Genomic DNA, 17,351 nt, shown 5'->3' with positions numbered 1-17,351 from the left:
ATGAGCGAAAAAGAGCAAATGACCGAGGCAGATGCCTCAAAGCCCGATCCCGGACGCTTGAAAAAGACTGTTGTCATGGTTGGCATGATGGGCGCAGGAAAAACGGCAGTTGGCCGCGCCCTGGCCGCGCGGCTGGGGGTGCCCTTTCTGGATAGCGATCACGAAATCGAAGCCGCCGCCAATATGACTATCCCCGAGATTTTTGCCCGCGATGGCGAGGCCTTCTTTCGTCTGAAAGAGCGCCAGGTCATTGCCCGGCTGTTGACCGAGGAATGCGGCGTGCTGTCCACCGGAGGCGGTGCCTTTCTGGCGGCGGAAAATCGTGAAACCATCACCCGAAATGGTGCCTCGATCTGGCTGCAGGCCGATCTGGAGGTGCTGTGGAATCGGGTACGCCACCGGGATACGCGGCCTCTGTTGCAGACCGCTGACCCCCGCGCCACCCTGGCAGAGCTGTATCAGCAGCGGGTGCCATTTTATGCCAAGGCAGATATCGCGGTGGTATCGGATGGGCGGGCGTCGATTGAACAAATGGTAGACCGGGTGCTGCTGGCCCTACAGGCGCGACCTGACGTATTGGAGAGCTGATAATGGAACGGATCGTACATGTTCCCCTGGAGGGGCGCGCCTATGATGTGGTGATCGGGCCGGGGCTGTTGCAGCACGCCGGGCAGCGAATTCGGCCCTTTCTGACGCGCCCGCGTGTGGCGGTGGTCACGGATGAAACGGTTGCGGGCCTGCATCTGGATGCCCTGCGCGCCGGGCTGGCCGACGCCGGGATTGAAATGGTCTCTCTGGCCTTGCCGGCGGGTGAGTCAACCAAGAGCTGGCCGCAGTTTTCGCGCGCGGTGGAATGGCTGCTGGAGCAAAAGGTAGAGCGCAACGACGTCGTCATCGCCCTTGGCGGTGGGGTGATTGGTGATCTGGTCGGATTTGCCGCCTCTGTGCTGCGCCGTGGCGTAAGGTTCGTACAGATCCCGACCTCGCTGTTGGCGCAGGTCGACAGCTCTGTCGGTGGCAAGACCGGCATCAACGCGCCCCAGGGCAAGAACCTGATTGGTGCCTTTCATCAGCCTACATTGGTGCTGGCGGATACGGCGGTTCTGGGCACGCTTAGCGCGCGCGATTTCCTGGCCGGCTATGGTGAAGTGGTCAAATACGGCATGCTGGGCGATGCGGATTTCTTTTCATGGCTGGAAGAAAAGGGGCCAGATCTGGCCTCGGGCGATATGCAGGCGCGGGTCGAGGCAGTGGCCCGTTCGGTGCAGATGAAGGCGGATATCGTGGTCGAGGATGAAACCGAACTGGGCAACCGCGCGCTCTTGAACCTGGGCCATACCTTTTGCCACGCGCTAGAGGCCGCAACCGGTTATTCCAACCGGCTGATGCACGGCGAAGGCGTGGCCATTGGCTGCGCGCTGGCCTTTGAGCTGTCGTCACGTTTGGGCCTGTGCAGCCAGGAAGATCCCAGCCGGGTACGCGCCCATCTGAAAGCCATGGGGATGAAAACTGATCTGTCGGATATCGACGGCACCTTACCCGATGCCGAGACCCTGCTGGAACTGATGAGCCAGGACAAGAAGGTGGTGGACGGCCAGTTGCGCTTTGTCCTTGCCCGCAGCATTGGCGAGGCCTTTGTCACTGCAGATGTGCCCCAAGAGGTGGTCTTGTCTGTCTTGCAGGACGCCTTGGCGGATCGTCCTCAGGCTTAGATCCTGCTGGGTTGGGCCAGTTAGCGCGCCAAGACGAACAGTAGAAACCTGAGAAAAAGGGCCAGCAGATGCTGGCCCTTTTCTGATTGCCCGGACGGATGGTTGTCTTGCCAGTTTCACGCGTGTTTGTCCGGCCTGGCCTTTTTGCCTTTGCAGCCGGACATGCGCGATTGGGTAGTTTAAAATGGGATCTCGTCGTCGTCGATGTTGTGCGACGGGCCGCTGCTGCCGCCGCCATAGCCACCACCCTGCTGGCTGCCGCTGTCGTAGCCACCGCCACTGCCGCCACCATAGCCGCCACCCTGTCCGCTGTCTTGGCCGCCGCCAAAACCACCGCCGCCTTCGCCACGACCGTCCAGCATGGTCAGCGTGGCACCAAAGCCCTGCAGCACGACTTCGGTGGAATAGCGGTCATTTCCGCTTTGGTCCTGCCATTTGCGGGTTTGCAACTGGCCTTCGATATAGACCTTGGAGCCTTTGCGCAGATATTGCTCTGCGACCCGGACCAGACCTTCGCTGAAGATTGCAACCGAATGCCATTCGGTGCGTTCACGGCGTTCGCCGGTGTTGCGGTCTTTCCAGTTTTCGGAAGTGGCAATGCGCAGATTGCACACTTTGCCGCCGTTCTGAAACGACCGGACTTCTGGGTCGCGGCCCAGGTTGCCGATGAGGATGACTTTGTTGACTGAGCCGGCCATTGGGGTCCGTCCTTATTTCTATCTTATGTTGTAACGCGTGCGGGACTACGAGCGAATCTCATCCGCAAAGTTGGGGGGAGGGTATAGACCTTGGCGCGGGGTGAAAAGCGCTGCTCTGATCCTGACGGGATTTCTGTGTCTCAATACCTTGCAGCAACGGCGGCAAACCGCAGAGCCCAGTCGGCAGGATCGCTTTCATTTGGTAAACGTTTCGTTATAGTATGGCAAAATATTTGCAGGGTTAAGGGGGGGAGCAATGCGGTCACAGAGATTTGGGATGTCATGTGCCTGTCTTGCAGGTGGGCTTATGCTGGCATCCAGCGCATCTGCGGATATGTTCAGCACCAAGAGCCGACGTGATTTATTTGCGTCGCACACGCGAATTCTGGATACCCGTGCCGCGCAGCAGTATGAAAACTCTGTCCGTTTGCAGCCAAAGCCTATTCCCGGCCTGACCTCAGCCAGCCCGCGCTACAGCGGCAAGTATCGCGGTGAATACCTGGCGATGGCGCGCCGGGCTGCACGTAAACATGGGGTGCCCGAAGATCTGTTCTTGCGGCTGGTGCAGCAGGAAAGCAATTGGAACCCAAATGCGAAATCCCACAAAGGAGCTATGGGGCTGGCGCAGCTGATGCCTGCCACGGCGCGCAGGCTAGGGGTGGACCCGGCTGTTCCGAAACAAAATCTTGAAGGTGGCGCGCGCTATCTGGCCAAACAGTTTCGCAACTTTGGCTCCTGGCGTCTGGCGCTTGCCGCCTATAATGCCGGGCCGCAGGCGGTGCGCAAATATGGCGGAGTACCGCCCTACAAAGAAACCCAAAACTACGTGGCCGTCATCTGGGGCAGCTGATGCCTGCGCAGGCGAGGGGCCAGAGCGGCGCCTGGATGCAAAGTATCCGTCAGACGGGGCTGACAGGATGTCTGACCAGTCCATGCGGCCATCCCGTCGCGCCAGCACGGATCGCGTTAACGAGATCGTAATTTTGCTTAACGCCCTGTTAACTCCGCTACGTTGCCACCAATCGGCCTTAATTTTTTATGATCTTGCCTGCGATTTCAGGAGGAATTCACGTGACCAGCAGAAGCTTTGAAGACCGGCTAGAGCGCATTCAATGGACACCTGGCGTGGTGCCGACACATGACATGATTGATAGCGTATTGGGCGGGCGCGGACTGGCCAAGGCCCGCAGCGTCGGGGCAACTCTGTTTGGTGCGATTTTTGGCATTACGATTGGGTTTGGCGTCAAGGGTATAACGCTTGCTGAGTCCCCCTGGGGGCCGGATACTGGTTTACCGGGGCTGGTCGGTGGTGGGCTGTCGCTTGCGGCGATGGGCGTTTCGATTGTTCTGGCGCTTTATGTCGCGCTGCGCAGTCGGCGTCACCCATGGTTGATGCAGTTTTCTTCGATGAATCTGCTTATGATTGTGGTGCTTTTGTTGAGCTAAGCACCGATTTTACCATTGGAAATTGCGCTACATCAATGATCGCAGTATGGGGATGGGGAAACTACCGGCATCGCCCCTCATTCCGGAGCCCATGATGAAGCCCGCTCAATCTTCTATCCGTTTTACGCTTGCCGCGCTTTGGATCCTGTGCGGCAGCGCAGGTCAGGCGCAGCCGCCCTTGGAAGAGTTGGGCCTGGAAGAGCTGGGAGAGGCGCTGTTTCACGATCAGGACCTGTCGCAAAACCGGACCCAGGCCTGCGCCAGTTGCCATGCACCGGAAATGGGCTTTAGTGATCCGCGCCCATCGGCGCGCGGCGCATTTTCTTTGGGGGATGATGGCCATTCGCTGGGAAACCGCAACGCGCCGACCGCTTCTTACGCGGGCTTCATCCCGCCCTTTCAGAAAAACGCAGATGGTGCCTGGATCGGCGGCCTGTTCTGGGATGGCCGGGCGCGTGATCTGGAAGAGCAGGCCGGTGGCCCGCCCTTGAACCCGGTCGAGATGGGGTTGCCGGATAAGGCGGTTCTGGTGCAGCGACTGCGGGAAAAACCTGCCTATCAAGCGGCCTTTGCCGGGCTGTTTTCGCCCGATGTTCTGCAAGATCCAGATCGGGGATTTGCGGCTATGACTGCGGCAATTGCCGCCTTTGAACGCAGCGCAGAATTCGCTCCCTTTGACAGTAAGTATGACCGCTACCTTGCTGGAAAGGCACAGTTTTCGAAAGAGGAAGAGCTGGGCCGCACCCTGTTCTTCTCCGATCAGTTCACCAATTGCAACCAATGCCATCAGCTGCGCCAAAGCCCGATGGACGCGCAAGAGACCTTCAGCGACTACAGCTATCACAATATCGGTGTACCGCAAAATCCCGCAGTGCAGCAAGAGGTCGGCCTGGCAGCTGACTATGTCGATGACGGGTTATTGGCCAATCCGGCGGTGACGGATCCGGCCGAGCGCGGAAAATTCCGTACCCCCACCCTGCGAAATGTCGCGGTGACCGGCCCCTATATGCACAATGGGGTGTTCCAGGATCTGCGCAGTGTCGTGTTGTTTTACAACCGCTATAACAGCAAGGCCGCCGCAGCGCAGATTAATCCAGAAACCGGCCAGCCCTGGGGCGACCCAATGGTGCCCGGTACGCTGTCGCAAAAGGAACTCACCCATGGTCCTGCGCTGGATGAACGCCGGGTGGCGGCACTGGTCGCCTTTTTGAAGACGCTCACAGATCAGCGCTATGAATCCCTGCTAGAAGACTAGCGCCGGTATCCTGGCACTGGCTCAGTTCCGCAATGTAGCGATCATTCTGCGGCAACCGTGATCACCGGCGACATCCGCGCCAGCATCTCATCGCTCAGGTGGCATTTGATCTGATGGCCTGCCTGCATCTCGCGGGTGGGCGGCACAGTGGTTTCACACAGCCCGCCGGGCACTTCGCTCTTCCAGCGGCAGCGGGTCTGAAACGGGCAGCCAGAGGGCGGATCCATCGCCGAAGGAATATCCCCCTCCAGCACGATATGCTGCTTTTCGACCGAGGTATCAGCGATAGGCACAGCGCTTAGCAATGCTTCGGTATAGGGATGATAGGGCGGGGAAAAGACCTGATCGGTATCGCCCAATTCGACCACATGGCCCAGATACATCACCATCACCCGATCGCTGAGATAGCGCACAATTGAAAGATCGTGGCTGATGAACAGCAGGGTGGTCTTTTCCTTGCGCTGAATTTCCATCAGCAAATCGGTCACCGCCGCCTGCACCGAGACATCAAGCGCCGAAACAGGCTCATCCGCGACCACAATGCGCGCGCCACCAGAAAAGGCCCGCGCAATGCCGACCCGTTGTTTCTGACCGCCCGACAATTGGCGCGGCATGCGGTTTGCAAAGGCCCGTGGCAGTTTCACCAGATCCAGCAGCTCTAGCATGCGCTGTTTCCGGTCCTGATCAGAGCTGCCGAAATCAAACACCTCCAGCGCGCGGATGATCTGGCGACCAACCGTCATAGAGGGGTTGAGCGTATCAAAAGGGTTCTGGAACACCATCTGCACATCGGAAATGGTGCGGGTGTCGCGATCTTCAATCGCGGTCTGCTCGATGTTGTTGCCATCCAGCAGAATCTCCCCCTCGGTTGCCGTTTCCAGCCCCATCAACACCTTGGCAAAGGTTGATTTCCCGCAGCCGGATTCACCAACGATTGCAAGAGTTTCCGATTCGCGCGCTGCAAAGCTCAGGGTCTCGTTTGCCTTCACCACCCTTTTGGCACCGCCGCCAAACAGCGCATTTGCCGCCACCTCATAGTATTTCTTCAGGTTGTCGACCTGCAGCACCACCTTGCCCGGTTGGGTCTTTTCCTTCTGCTCGGCCAGCGTGATCGGCGCTGCCCAGTCAATTTCAAGGTGCTTCAGACAGCGGGTCGCATGGCGATCATTGCCCGCCACGGGCGACATTTCGATTTCGCCCTGATCGCAGCGCCCAGGCTCAAAGTAATCACAGCGAGGACCAAAATTGCAGCCCTGTGGCCGTTCATGCGGCAGGGGAAAATTTCCCGGAATCGCCACCAGGGGATGGGCATTCTTGTCAGCCCCAGGCAGGGGAATGGAACGAAACAGCGCCTGAGTATAAGGGTGCTGCATATCATCAAACACCTCGGAAATCGACCCTCGCTCCACCGCTTCTCCGGAATACATTACACAGAGACGATCGCAGGTTTCCAGGATCAAACCCAGGTTATGGCTGATAAACAGCATCGACGTGCCGTATTTCTTGCCCAGATCCCGCACCAGTTCAACCACCGCCGCCTCAACCGTGACATCCAGCGCGGTTGTCGGCTCATCCAGGATCAGCAGCGCCGGCTTTGACATCAGGGCCATGGCGATGACGATCCGCTGCTGTTGCCCACCTGACAACTGATGCGGATAGGCCTGCAGCATCCGCTCAGGATCCGGCAAGCGCACATCGGTAACCACCTCCAACGCACGGTCATAGGCCTCTTTCTCGCCAAGCCCCTCGTGGATCATTGGCACTTCCATCAACTGACGCCCGATCTTCATCGCCGGGTTCAGGCTGGCCATGGGCTCTTGATAGATCATCGCAATTTCATTGCCGCGAATGTCGCGCAGCTCATCGGCGCTCATCTCGGCCAGATCGCGGCCCTTAAAGCGGATATTGCCGCCAACGATGCGGCCATTCTTGCCCAGGTCCTGCATCACCCCTAGCGCCACGGTTGACTTTCCACAGCCGGATTCACCAACCAGACCAACGGCTTCCCCAGGTTGTACCGAGACGGAAAAATCCATCACCGCCGGGATTTCATGCCGCCGGGTGAAAAACGAAATCGACAGCTTGTCGATTTCAAGGATCGGCCCATCATATTCTGCCATTTTGCTCATCTTGTATCTCCCTATCGGGGCAAGAGGGGACAGTGCCCCTTCATTTGGCTGCAAATATCCCGGGGGCCCGGGGGCTGGCCCCCGGCAATGCCGACTCCGGAAAAACCAACGCGGATCAATCCTTCATGCTCTCTTCTCGCAGTCCGTCTGCCAGTAGGTTCAAGCCCAAGACCAGGCTCAACAGCGCAAAGGCCGGGGGCAGGGCGGGGTGCAGGTAGATCGCCAACAGCTTGCGCCCCTCATTGATGGTAGATCCCCAATCCGGGCTTTCGGGCGGCAGGCCAAGCCCAAAGAAGCCAAGCGTCCCCAGCAGGATGGTTGTATAGCCAATGCGCAGGCAGAAATCGACGATCAGCGGCCCGCGGGCATTGGGCAGAACCTCCCACAGCATGATATACCAAGGGCGCTCACCCCGGGTCTGGGCGGCGGCAACATAGTCGCGGGTTTTGATATCCATTGTCAGGCCGCGCACGATGCGAAACACGGTGGGCGAGTTGACAAAGACCACAGAAACAAAAACCACCAGTATGCCGCCCGGAATATTAAAGAGATCAAGGCTTTGGGGTAAGAAGTTGATTTTTGATCCAGTCTGATTGATCAGTGAAAAATACCCCCAGACCAGCGGGATTAGCACCACAGACAACCATAGCCGGTTCTGCTGCGGCTGGGTGCGAAACCGCGCATTGATCAACACCGTGAAAAAGATCAGTGGAAAGGCAAAAAGCACCGCGGCCATATATTGTGGCAGACCGGTTTGAACGATCTCAGGTGTCACCAAGAGATAGAAGAGCAAGATAACCGGGAAGGCGAGGATCAGGTTGGCAAGAAAGGATAGGATCGTATCAATCCGGCCGCCAAAATACCCGGCTGGCAGGCCCAGCGTGATACCGGCCATAAAGGCAAACAGGGTTGCCAGCGGTGCAATTTTCACCACCTCCCAGGCGCCCTTGACCATACGGCTAAAAACATCGCGGGCCAGGTTGTCGCCCCCTAGGAGATACCATTGGAAATCGCCGTCTTCGGGACGTGGCAGTGGGGTGCCGGGCACTTTGTTCTTCAGACCGGAAAGCTGCGCCAATGGATCATGGGTGATTATCAGGTCAAAGGCCCCGAATATGCCGGTAAAAACCCAGAACATCACCAGGCCAAAGCCGATCATGCCGATGGGGCTGTCAAACAGCTTGCCATACAGGCCCAGGCGCTGCTTGAACCTGATGGACAGGGCAAAGAGGAGCACCAAGGCGATCCAGACCGGCAAAAGCCGCTGGGCAATGGCACCAATGATGCCCGCGCCAGTGCCCAGTGCCAGCCCCAGAACCAGATAGGCCGCAATGACGGCCGCCGTAAGCAGAAAGGCCAGGCGCACCACAAGGCCGCTCAGCTCTCGCGGGCCGGTCGGCAGGCTGAGGCCCGCGCCAGAGGGGGTGATCGCGCGGTTTTCCGGCAGCAGACTGCTAAGCCCAATCCAGGCCAGCACCGACAGGCCCAACAGCCCAAGGCCCAGCGCCAAAACGGGGTTCAGGAAGGCAATTTGGCCGGTCCAGCTAAGAGGGTCCATCTCTCTCTCCTTCCTTTATGAAATACGAATACGAGGGTTGAGGTAGACATAGCCGATGTCTGAAATCAGCTGCGTCACCAGCACAACAACAACAGAGACGACGGAAATCGCCAGGAGCAATTCGATGTCGTTGTTGCCGGCGGCTTCAACCAGGATCCAGCCAAAGCCTTTGTAATTGAAAAGAGTTTCCACGATTACCACGCCGTTCAGCAACCAGGGGAACTGCAGCATGATGACGGTAAAGGGGGCGATCAGAGCATTGCGCAGCGCATGTTTCAAAACGATATTGTGGAAACTCACGCCCTTTAGTCGGGCGGTGCGGATATATTGCGCCGTCATCACCTCGGTCATCGAGGCCCGCGTCATCCGCGCGATATAGCCCATACCATAAAGCGCAATGGTCAGGACCGGCAGAAAGAAATTCTCAAAGGTCGGGTTCTCCATTGCGGATGTCGCCGTGCCCTTGAACCACTTCAGCCCGACGGTCGAAGAGGTGAAGATCGCAATCAAAATAACGCCAGAAACATATTCTGGCGTTGCGGTGGTCAGGATCGACACAGTGGAGAGGCTGCGGTCGGTCACCGACCCTTCACGCATGCCCGCCAACACCCCGATGATCAGCGCTGACGGGACCATGATGACCAGAACCCACAGCATCAGATATCCGGTATTGCCCAGGCGGACGGATATAATTGACGCCACATCGTCTTTGAACCGGGTGGAATAGCCCCATTCGCCCTGCAGGATGCCGCAGAAGCGCGCAGCCTGACCTGCCTCGGCCTCTGGCTGCGTACCGGTGATGCATCGCCCTGTGACACCCTCTTCAGTGGTGCGGGTCCAGCCCGGCAAAGCGCCCAGCCATTGGCCGTATTTCACCACAGTCGGCTGCCCGTAACCGTTGTTGTTGAGCCAGCTGTTTACCGCTTCGTCGCTCATCCGGAAATTGCCCTGGGTCTTGGCCAGTTTTTCCAGGTTTGGTTCGAGGTTGGTCAATATGAAAACGATGAACGTCAGGCATAGTGCCGTCAGGATCATCACACCTGATCGGCGTAAAATAAACAATCCCATTGGGGTCCCTGTCTGTCTGGCGTCAAAACCGGCACCGTCGGGGCGGCGCAGTGTTGATGGCTGAGGGAGAGAGCGCCCCCGCGCGCTAGGTCGTGGCGCAGGGGCGGGTACTGGTGGCGCGGTTAGGCCGACCAGCCCCATTTATAGTGGTGGTGTTCAAAGGACACATGCATATCGGCATTGGCGACGCCTTCCTTCATGTGACGATAGAGAGAGCGCCAGTAGGGCTGAATGGTGACCCCTTCCTCTTGGATGATCATCTCCATCTTCTTCATCACTTTGCGGCGTTTGTCGGCGTCGGCGATGGCCAGGGCCTCGGTCAGCAGCGCGTCGAACTCTGCGTTGGACCAGCCAAATTCATTCCACGCCTCGCCAGAGCGATAGGCCAGCGCGTGGATCTGCACACCCAGCGGTCGTGCGTTCCAGTTGGTGGAGCTAAAGGGATATTTGGTCCAGTCGTTCCAGAAAGTAGAGCCGGGCAGCACTGTCCGTTTCACCTTGAACCCGGCATCGCGCAGCTGTGCTGCCACAGCATCGGTGGTGTTCTTGCGCCAATCGTCGTCGATCGAGACAATTTCATGCTCATAGTCCATCATGCCCGCTTCGAGCATCAGCGCGCGGGCTGCTTCGGGGTCGTGTTTCTGCGGCGGCAGTTCGGCATATTCGGGATGGATCGGGCCAACATGGTGGTTTTCCGCCACCTCGCCGCGATTGCCATAGCCCAGTTCCAGGCAGACAGCGTTATCGGTTGCCAAATGAATGGCCTGACGTACACGTTTGTCCGCGTAGGGGCGTTTGCCGTCGACTTCGGCCAGCTGGTTGGGGCGCACAACGATTGTGGAGGTCGTCACCACTTCGGATTTAACGTAGCCAAGCGCATCCATCACATCGATGAATTCGCCAACTGATTCATAGAGCATATCAACTTCATCAGATTCCAGCGCCGCCAGCCAAGAGGAGGGGTCGGTGCCAAAATCAGTATATTCGATGCGGTCCAGCGCGGGCCTGCCAAAGACCGCTTCGCCCCACCACGTGTGTTCGGTATTGCGCTCTAGCGTGGCTTTGACGCCGACTTCAAGATTGGTCAACAGATAGGGGCCAGTCCCAATGTTCTTTGTGAAATCATCGGTTTGAAAACTGGAATGCACAATGGCAGCAGGGTAGTCGGCCATGCCTGCAATCATCGAGATATCCGATGTCGGAAGGTTCAGCCGGAGGGTGTGGCTATCAACAACCTCAATGCTCCCCTCAATCGCCGCCCCGGTTTCAGCATCGATCAGCGTGGCGAAACGCCCGGCCATTGAGTTGCCTTCAAGCCCCTTGTCACACCATCCGGCGATATTGCGTGCCACATCTTCTGCGGTGAAAGCGTCGCCATTGCTCCAGGTGACGCCTTGGCGGACATTCAAGGTATAGACGGTTGCGTTGTCATTGACTTCCCAGCTGTCCAGCAACATGCCACGGATAGAGCCATCGTTGTTATATTCAACCAGGTATTCGAGGGTGCCGCGGGTCTGGTTGCCCATCTGCGACCAGTCGTAGGTGCGCGGGTCTTTCAGCGGGCGGACTTCCATTTGTACCCGCAGGGTGCCGCCTTCTTTCATTTCGGTGGCCGCCTGGGCCGCCGGTGCGGTCAGGCCAAGCAGCCCATAGGCCGCAGCAGCACTTACCCCGAGGCCAGTGGCGCGGGCCAGAAACTCGCGTCGGTCCAGCTTCCCGTCTAGAACTTCCTGGGCATGCATTCTTGCTGCCCAATGGGGCTGTTGGTCTGTGGTGGAAACGTTGGTCATTCGGATCTCCCTTTGGTGCTCCATGGGGAACGGACCCCAGTTGGACATTGCCATTTTCCTGGTCTTGCGCCTGAAGCGGTACGGTTTTGGCTTGCTGCCTTTTGGTACACTCATTCGGCCCTAGTTCTGTAGACAGGTCAATGCACAGAATCGGCTGTCTCGGGTTAAAAAGCGACATTTTTTGTGTCGCGTTTAGCAAATTGGCGGTTGACTGCCTCTGAACTGGGCATATCTGCCCAGTCTTGGGCGCGATGGCCTGCGTCGACAGATACGCTGGGTATTCCCTAAAATAATGAACAGGTTGCGGGGGGAGGGGGCAGCGCAGGCCCGAGGTGCCGCGCCTGTTGCGGCGCAACTGCATTGGCGGGCGCCGACCTAGCGACCAGCGCAAACCCGACCGCTTGGTTCGGCGGGGTCACGGGCGTCGCATGCGCGCCGATTTTCGCAGGGTGCTAGGGGTCTGACCGGTGTGCAGAGTGATGAAGCGGGTGAAATAGGCTGGGCTCCCAAATCCGATCCGCTCGGCAATGTCGCGCATGCTCAGCTCTGAAAACACCAGAAGACTGCGGGCGGCATAAAGCTGGCGTTGGGTGAGCAAGGCCGCCGCGGTCTTGCCGGTTTCTGCCTTGCACACCCGGGTCAGATGGGTGGGCGTCACATTCAGCGCCGCAGCGTGATCTGCCATGGTGGTGCGGGCATCGTAATATTCGCAGACTCGCTGACAATAGGATTGCGAAAGGCGTCGCGCCGCTGATGGGCGCGCGGGCGGCAACGGCCCAGAGGGCGGCAGGCGGCGCAGTTGAATGCTGATCAGCTCGCTATAGCATTGCAACGCCCGGCGCCACAGCGCGGGATGGCCGGTCTGTTCCTGCAGGATGGAGTCCAAAAGCGCGTTCAGGCGGGCCTGTTCGCGGGGATCAGAGATTTTCAGGTGCAGTGGCATGTCCGGGGTGGCCACCGGGGCAGAGACCGGAATTCTGAGCGCCTGCCCCAGACATTGGCGACCAAATTCAACAGACCAAAGTGACCTTGCCGGAAAAAACAGCGCGCTATGAGGGCTAAAGCCACGTTGATATCCCTCCATCAGAAAACGGCCCTGACCGCGCGTGATCCAGATCAACAGATGTTCGTTGCGGTCATGTGCCAGCTCTGTCTGCCACGCCCCATCCGCGGCCAATCTGGACAGGGGGGTAACCTGGATTTCTTCAATGGGATTTGGATCAAAAGGCATTCAGTAGTCAGAACTTCTATAATAGTTAATCTGTTGTCGAAACAGGGCACGAAAAAGTGATTCGGGGCAAGTTTTGCCAGATTATGTTTCAAAATTTAAATGATCGTATGAAAATATGGGGTCAGAGTAAAAATGCCAGTGTTTCAATACTGTGGCACCAGTGATTAACAGAGCAAGCGGGAAAAGCCACGGCCCTGCAGCGCCAGGGCGCAGCACGCCCGCGGCCCTGGCTTTTAGAGCGCGCCTGACTGGATCGGGGTCCAGTGTTTCATTTTTGAACGAAACCAGCTGCGCTGTCGTTTTGCATAGCGCCGGGTGGCAATCGCTGCCTGTTCACGCGCTTCATCCAGCGATAGATCGCCAGTGATATAGCCCATCAACTCTGGCACACCGATTGCCTTGCAGGCGGGCAGGGCTGGATCATACCGCGCCTGCATCGCCTCAACCTCTTCGAGGGCCCCCTGTTGCAGCATCTGATCGAAGCGGCGGCGAATGCGCGGCTCCAGCCAGTCCTTGGGGCTATGCATCACCAGCGCGTTGCACCGCGCAAGAGGCAGGCGCGGGGCCGGGGTATCGTCTTGCCAATTGGCCAGCGAACGCCCGGTGGCCTGCAGCACTTCCCAGGCGCGCTGCACCCGGGCCCGGTTCAAGATATCAATCCGCCTCGCCGTCTGGTCATCCAGCTGGCCCAGCAGTTCTGCCAGCGAGAGGGAATCGCCATCTGCGCGAATCTCTGCCGGGGTTGGTGGAATTTCGGCCAGACCCTCTGTCAGGGTTGAAAAATACAGTCCCGTGCCGCCAACGATGATCAGCCTTTCGGGGCCGGCCAGCAGGGTTTCCACCTCGCGCAACCAATGACCTGCGGAATATTGCTGATCAAAACCGACATGGCCATACAGATGATGCGGCAGGCGGTCTTCCTCTGCCTGTGAAGGGCGGGCGGTGACCACGCGCCAGCAATCAAAGATCTGACTGGCATCGGCATTGACGATTACACCGCCTTGTTTTTCCGCGATTTCCATCGCCAGGGCAGATTTCCCCGAGGCGGTTGGTCCCGCCAAAAGCACAGGTTTGTCCGGGTCGATATCGGGCAGTAACATCAGCGGTCCGTTCCAGGGTTGGTGGTGTTGCGCCAAGGGCGGCAGAGCAAGCGTTGCAGAAACAGGTGCGAAAGCCTCTGCACTGCATTGAAACCCGCGCCATTTTGCTTCATTTTGCCGCGCAAACTAACCCCCTCATCTGCCGGAGCGCAACATGCCCCTTGATCTTGAAACGCTGGAAACTGTTCCAGACGCTACCTATAAACGTGTCATGCTGAAAATTTCGGGGGAGGCCTTGATGGGGGATCAGGGCTTTGGCCTGCATCCGCCCACCGTTCAGCGCATCGCCCGCGAAGTGAAGACCGTGCATGACATGGGCGTAGAAATTTCCATGGTGATTGGCGGCGGCAATATCTTTCGCGGCCTGTCCGGTGCCGCCCAGGGGATGGAACGCACAACTGCCGATTACATGGGCATGCTGGCAACCGTGATGAACGCCCTCGCCATGCAAAGCGCGCTAGAGGATCTGGGCGTTTTCTGCCGGGTGATTTCGGCCATTCCGATGGATCAGGTCTGCGAGCCCTACATTCGCCGTCGCGCCGTGCGCCACCTGGAAAAAAAGCGGGTCTGCATCTTTGCGGCGGGCACCGGCAACCCCTATTTCACCACCGATACTGCTGCCACGTTGCGGGCCAATGAAATGGGCTGCGAAGCCATATTCAAGGGCACCAAGGTCGATGGTGTCTACGACAAGGATCCTGAGAAATACGCCGATGCAGTCCGCTATGACAGCGTGAGCTTTGATGACGTTCTGGCAAAACGGCTCGGCGTTATGGATGCGTCTGCCATCGCGCTGGCGCGCGACAATAACCTGCCCATCATCGTGTTCTCGCTGGATGAACCCGGTGGTTTCCGGGGTATTCTGGCCGGCGAAGGCACCTACACCAAGGTCGAAGGCTAACCAAATATTCTCTGGCGCTTTCATCTGGCTGTTACGCTTTGCGTCTATGGTGCAGGTGGCCCCCTTGCATTGGCACCAAGCGTGGGGGCATGGGCTGGGAGAATTGATCTATCCTGATGCAGACCCAAGGTCTGTGCTGACCCGGTGAATTTCTGCGCGTGACGGCCTGGCTGTCACGCGCAATTTCGTTTGGGGTTGCTGGTCTTGCGCGGCGCCGCGAATGGAAGCTTTGCGGGGTTGGCGCAGTGCAAAACCCTGGCATGGTCGCTCTATACATCGGTGGACCAATGGCTTATGTGCAGAACAAAGACTGCCTCAAGTCAGGGGAGACAATAGAATGTCTGACGATTTCGAACTGGATACCGACGATCTGAAACGCCGCATGGATGGCGCAATGGCAAATCTGCGAACAGAATTTGCCTCTTTGCGCACCGGACGTGCTTCTGGCTCTATGCTGGAGCCAGTCATGGTCGAGGCCTATGGATCTATGACACCGATCAACCAGGTTGGTACAGTGAATGTGCCCGAACCACGCATGGTGACCATCAATGTCTGGGATAAAGGTCTGGTTGGGCCAGTGGAAAAAGCGATCCGCAATTCCGGCCTTGGCATTAACCCACAGCTCAACGGCACCATCATCATGCTGCCGATCCCAGAGCTGAACGAGGAGCGCCGCCGCGAGCTGGGCAAAGTCGCCGGCCAATATGCCGAACATGCGCGGGTCTCTATCCGCAATGTGCGGCGCGATGGCATGGATCAGATCAAAAAGGCCAAGGCCGACGGTATGTCCGAAGATGACCAGAAGTTCTGGGAAACAGAGGTGCAAGAGTTGACCGATGCGATGATCAAGGCCGTAGATGAGGCGCTTGAGCACAAGCAGGCCGAAATCATGCAGGTCTGATCCGCTTTATGGCCAGAGATAAAAAAAACCGTGTGGCCAGTGCTGGGGCCGAACAGGGCACATCTGCCGGCCCCCCCCCGGTCGGCCCCCGGCATGTTGCCATCATCATGGATGGCAATGGCCGTTGGGCTCAGGCGCGGGGGCGACCGCGCCTCTTTGGCCACCATGCCGGTGCCCGACGCGTTGGCGAGGTGGTGGAATGCTGTCCTGCGCTGGGGATCAAATACCTGACGATCTTTGCCTTTTCGACTGAGAACTGGAAACGCACCCAGGTCGAAATCTCTGGATTGATGAGCCTGTTTCGCCGCTATATCTCGAAAGAGATGAAGGCGCTTGCTGCGCGCAATGTGCGGGTACGCTTTATCGGCGATCGGGTGCGGCTGGATGCCAAGCTGGTGCAGCTTATGGATGAGCTGGAGCATGAAACCGCTCAGAATGAGGGCACTCATTTGACCATCGCTCTCAATTACGGTGGTCGCGACGAGGTGGCCCGCGCCACCAAGCGACTGGCCGCAGATGTCGCCTCTGGGCGGCTGTTGCCGAAAGACGTAGACGAAGAAACACTGCCCCGTTATCTCGACACCCATGTGCTGCCAGATCCCGATCTGGTAATCCGCACCAGTGGCGAAGCGCGGATTTCGAATTTTCTGCTCTGGCAGTCGGCCTATTCCGAGTATGAATTCATTGATACGCTTTGGCCGGATTTCACGTCGGAAGAGCTGGCCTGCCTGTGTCAGAGATTTGGCAATAGGGATCGACGCTTTGGGGCGGTCAAAACATGAACCCGGCGCAACCGGGGCGCTGGGGGGATTTGCTCCCACGGCTGATTTCCGCACTGATCATGGTGGCTGTTGCGCTTGTGGCCATTTGGGTCGGCGGTCTGGTCTTTAGCCTTGTGATTGCGCTGTGCTGTGGCGGCATGGTCTGGGAGTTGAGCCAGATGTTGGCCCCCCGGCGCTTTGGAACCGCTGTGCTGCTGGGCGCGGTGACCGCAGTAACGGTTTTCTTTGCCGGGCTTTTGCCTATGGTTTTAGGGCTTGCCGTGCTGGTGCTGCCCGTGGCCCTGGGTTGGGCCATGATGCTGCCTGACGCCAAGCTGCGCTTTGCGCTGTTTGCGATCTGGATCGTGCTGGCGGGCTATAGCTTTATCTGGCTACGCACCGGGCTGGGGGCAGGCTGGTTGATCTGGCTGGCGGTGGTTGTTGTCGCAACCGATGTGGCCGGGTATTTCGCGGGCAAAACCTTTGGCGGTCCCAAATTCTGGCCACGTATCAGCCCGAAGAAGACCTGGTCTGGAACCAGCGCGGGATGGGGGGCTGCCGCCCTGGTTGGGGCTGGTGCTGCGCCGTTCTTTGGCTTGGGCTTTGGTCTGGTGATCGCGGCTGTGGCGGTTTCCATGGCAAGCCAGGCCGGGGATATTGCGGAAAGCGCGCTGAAGCGGCAGACCGGGGTTAAGGATTCAAGCGGCCTTATTCCGGGCCATGGCGGGTTGCTGGATCGCTTTGACGGTATGCTTGGCGCCGCGGCAATGTTCCTGTTTCTCTTTATCTTTCTGGGATAAC

16 protein-coding genes are annotated in these 17,351 nt (G+C 58.4%); 9 read left to right on the top strand and 7 right to left on the bottom strand.

Going from position 1 to position 17,351, the window contains the following annotated elements:
* Both P2081_RS05125 and aroB read left to right on the top strand, forming a co-directional pair.
* Complete coding sequence (locus P2081_RS05125; RefSeq protein WP_278921794.1) at positions 1–588, top strand: shikimate kinase; 588 nt, start codon at positions 1–3, stop codon at positions 586–588.
* Between the two features lie 2 nt (positions 589–590).
* A complete protein-coding gene (aroB, locus tag P2081_RS05120) occupies positions 591–1,712 on the top strand; it encodes a 3-dehydroquinate synthase (RefSeq protein ID WP_278921793.1) in 1,122 nt (373 codons plus the stop codon).
* A 179-nt stretch (positions 1,713–1,891) separates the two neighbouring features.
* Here aroB and ssb read toward each other — a convergent pair whose 3' ends face one another.
* On the bottom strand, positions 1,892–2,410 hold the full coding sequence (ssb, locus tag P2081_RS05115) for a single-stranded DNA-binding protein (protein ID WP_278921792.1): 519 nt from the start codon (positions 2,408–2,410) through the stop codon (positions 1,892–1,894).
* A gap of 307 nt (positions 2,411–2,717) precedes the next feature.
* On the opposite strand from ssb, the gene P2081_RS05110 reads away from it, so the two are divergent.
* The 3 genes from P2081_RS05110 (at position 2,718) to P2081_RS05100 (ending at position 5,111) form a co-directional block, all read left to right on the top strand.
* Complete coding sequence (locus tag P2081_RS05110) at positions 2,718–3,260, top strand: lytic transglycosylase domain-containing protein (protein ID WP_278921791.1); 543 nt, start codon at positions 2,718–2,720, stop codon at positions 3,258–3,260.
* 221 nt (positions 3,261–3,481) lie between these two features.
* Positions 3,482–3,856, top strand: a complete 375-nt coding sequence (locus P2081_RS05105) for a hypothetical protein (protein WP_278921790.1) — start codon at positions 3,482–3,484, stop codon at positions 3,854–3,856.
* Positions 3,857–3,950: 94 nt separating this feature from the next.
* Positions 3,951–5,111, top strand: coding sequence for a cytochrome-c peroxidase (locus P2081_RS05100; RefSeq protein WP_278921789.1), 1,161 nt, complete (start codon positions 3,951–3,953; stop codon positions 5,109–5,111).
* A 41-nt stretch (positions 5,112–5,152) separates the two neighbouring features.
* Here P2081_RS05100 and P2081_RS05095 read toward each other — a convergent pair whose 3' ends face one another.
* The 6 genes from P2081_RS05095 to miaA all read right to left on the bottom strand — a co-directional run bounded on the left by P2081_RS05095 (position 5,153) and on the right by miaA (position 13,987).
* On the bottom strand, positions 5,153–7,240 hold the full coding sequence (locus P2081_RS05095; RefSeq protein WP_278921788.1) for a dipeptide ABC transporter ATP-binding protein: 2,088 nt from the start codon (positions 7,238–7,240) through the stop codon (positions 5,153–5,155).
* Positions 7,241–7,355: 115 nt separating this feature from the next.
* Positions 7,356–8,798, bottom strand: a complete 1,443-nt coding sequence (locus P2081_RS05090; RefSeq protein WP_278921787.1) for an ABC transporter permease — start codon at positions 8,796–8,798, stop codon at positions 7,356–7,358.
* A 15-nt stretch (positions 8,799–8,813) separates the two neighbouring features.
* On the bottom strand, positions 8,814–9,866 hold the full coding sequence (locus tag P2081_RS05085; protein WP_278921786.1) for an ABC transporter permease: 1,053 nt from the start codon (positions 9,864–9,866) through the stop codon (positions 8,814–8,816).
* 122 nt (positions 9,867–9,988) lie between these two features.
* Positions 9,989–11,656: an ABC transporter substrate-binding protein gene (locus P2081_RS05080; protein WP_278921785.1), complete on the bottom strand. Its 1,668-nt coding sequence runs from the start codon at positions 11,654–11,656 to the stop codon at positions 9,989–9,991.
* A gap of 415 nt (positions 11,657–12,071) precedes the next feature.
* Positions 12,072–12,887 carry a helix-turn-helix transcriptional regulator gene (locus tag P2081_RS05075; RefSeq protein ID WP_278921784.1) on the bottom strand — a complete coding sequence of 272 codons (816 nt, stop codon included), beginning with the start codon at positions 12,885–12,887 and terminating at the stop codon, positions 12,072–12,074.
* 233 nt (positions 12,888–13,120) lie between these two features.
* A complete protein-coding gene (gene miaA / locus P2081_RS05070) occupies positions 13,121–13,987 on the bottom strand; it encodes a tRNA (adenosine(37)-N6)-dimethylallyltransferase MiaA (protein WP_278921783.1) in 867 nt (288 codons plus the stop codon).
* A gap of 154 nt (positions 13,988–14,141) precedes the next feature.
* On the opposite strand from miaA, the gene pyrH reads away from it, so the two are divergent.
* From pyrH to P2081_RS05050, 4 genes are all read left to right on the top strand, one after another.
* The gene (gene pyrH, locus P2081_RS05065) at positions 14,142–14,888 is read left to right on the top strand and encodes a UMP kinase (protein ID WP_278921782.1); all 747 of its coding nucleotides are present in this window, start codon (positions 14,142–14,144) and stop codon (positions 14,886–14,888) included.
* 337 nt (positions 14,889–15,225) lie between these two features.
* Positions 15,226–15,789 (top strand): ribosome recycling factor, encoded by a 564-nt coding sequence (frr, locus tag P2081_RS05060; RefSeq protein ID WP_278921781.1) that lies wholly within the window; start codon positions 15,226–15,228, stop codon positions 15,787–15,789.
* Between the two features lie 107 nt (positions 15,790–15,896).
* Positions 15,897–16,571 (top strand): polyprenyl diphosphate synthase, encoded by a 675-nt coding sequence (gene uppS / locus P2081_RS05055; protein ID WP_417699980.1) that lies wholly within the window; start codon positions 15,897–15,899, stop codon positions 16,569–16,571.
* Positions 16,568–17,350, top strand: a complete 783-nt coding sequence (locus P2081_RS05050) for a phosphatidate cytidylyltransferase (RefSeq protein WP_278921779.1) — start codon at positions 16,568–16,570, stop codon at positions 17,348–17,350. The genes uppS and P2081_RS05050 overlap by 4 nt, the downstream gene beginning before the upstream one ends.
* Position 17,351: the final 1 nt, after the last annotated feature.

Source organism: Pseudophaeobacter profundi (assembly GCF_029697505.1).
In the GTDB taxonomy this organism is placed as follows: Bacteria; Pseudomonadota; Alphaproteobacteria; order Rhodobacterales; family Rhodobacteraceae; genus Pseudophaeobacter; species Pseudophaeobacter profundi.
The sequence above is the reverse complement of the archived record's forward strand: the minus strand, read 5'-3'. Positions and strand labels throughout refer to the sequence as shown.

Coding starts and splice junctions, on each gene's coding strand:
- P2081_RS05075 (WP_278921784.1), bottom strand. CDS start 12,887: ATGCCTTTTGATCCAAATCCCATTGAAGAAATCCAGGTTACCCCCCTG.
- P2081_RS05125 (WP_278921794.1), top strand. CDS start 1: ATGAGCGAAAAAGAGCAAATGACCGAGGCAGATGCCTCAAAGCCCGAT.
- aroB (WP_278921793.1), top strand. CDS start 591: ATGGAACGGATCGTACATGTTCCCCTGGAGGGGCGCGCCTATGATGTG.
- uppS (WP_417699980.1), top strand. CDS start 15,897: ATGGATGGCAATGGCCGTTGGGCTCAGGCGCGGGGGCGACCGCGCCTC.
- frr (WP_278921781.1), top strand. CDS start 15,226: ATGTCTGACGATTTCGAACTGGATACCGACGATCTGAAACGCCGCATG.
- P2081_RS05110 (WP_278921791.1), top strand. CDS start 2,718: ATGCTGGCATCCAGCGCATCTGCGGATATGTTCAGCACCAAGAGCCGA.
- P2081_RS05080 (WP_278921785.1), bottom strand. CDS start 11,656: ATGACCAACGTTTCCACCACAGACCAACAGCCCCATTGGGCAGCAAGA.
- miaA (WP_278921783.1), bottom strand. CDS start 13,987: ATGTTACTGCCCGATATCGACCCGGACAAACCTGTGCTTTTGGCGGGA.
- ssb (WP_278921792.1), bottom strand. CDS start 2,410: ATGGCCGGCTCAGTCAACAAAGTCATCCTCATCGGCAACCTGGGCCGC.
- P2081_RS05095 (WP_278921788.1), bottom strand. CDS start 7,240: ATGAGCAAAATGGCAGAATATGATGGGCCGATCCTTGAAATCGACAAG.
- P2081_RS05050 (WP_278921779.1), top strand. CDS start 16,568: ATGAACCCGGCGCAACCGGGGCGCTGGGGGGATTTGCTCCCACGGCTG.
- P2081_RS05090 (WP_278921787.1), bottom strand. CDS start 8,798: ATGGACCCTCTTAGCTGGACCGGCCAAATTGCCTTCCTGAACCCCGTT.
- P2081_RS05100 (WP_278921789.1), top strand. CDS start 3,951: ATGAAGCCCGCTCAATCTTCTATCCGTTTTACGCTTGCCGCGCTTTGG.
- P2081_RS05085 (WP_278921786.1), bottom strand. CDS start 9,866: ATGGGATTGTTTATTTTACGCCGATCAGGTGTGATGATCCTGACGGCA.
- pyrH (WP_278921782.1), top strand. CDS start 14,142: ATGCCCCTTGATCTTGAAACGCTGGAAACTGTTCCAGACGCTACCTAT.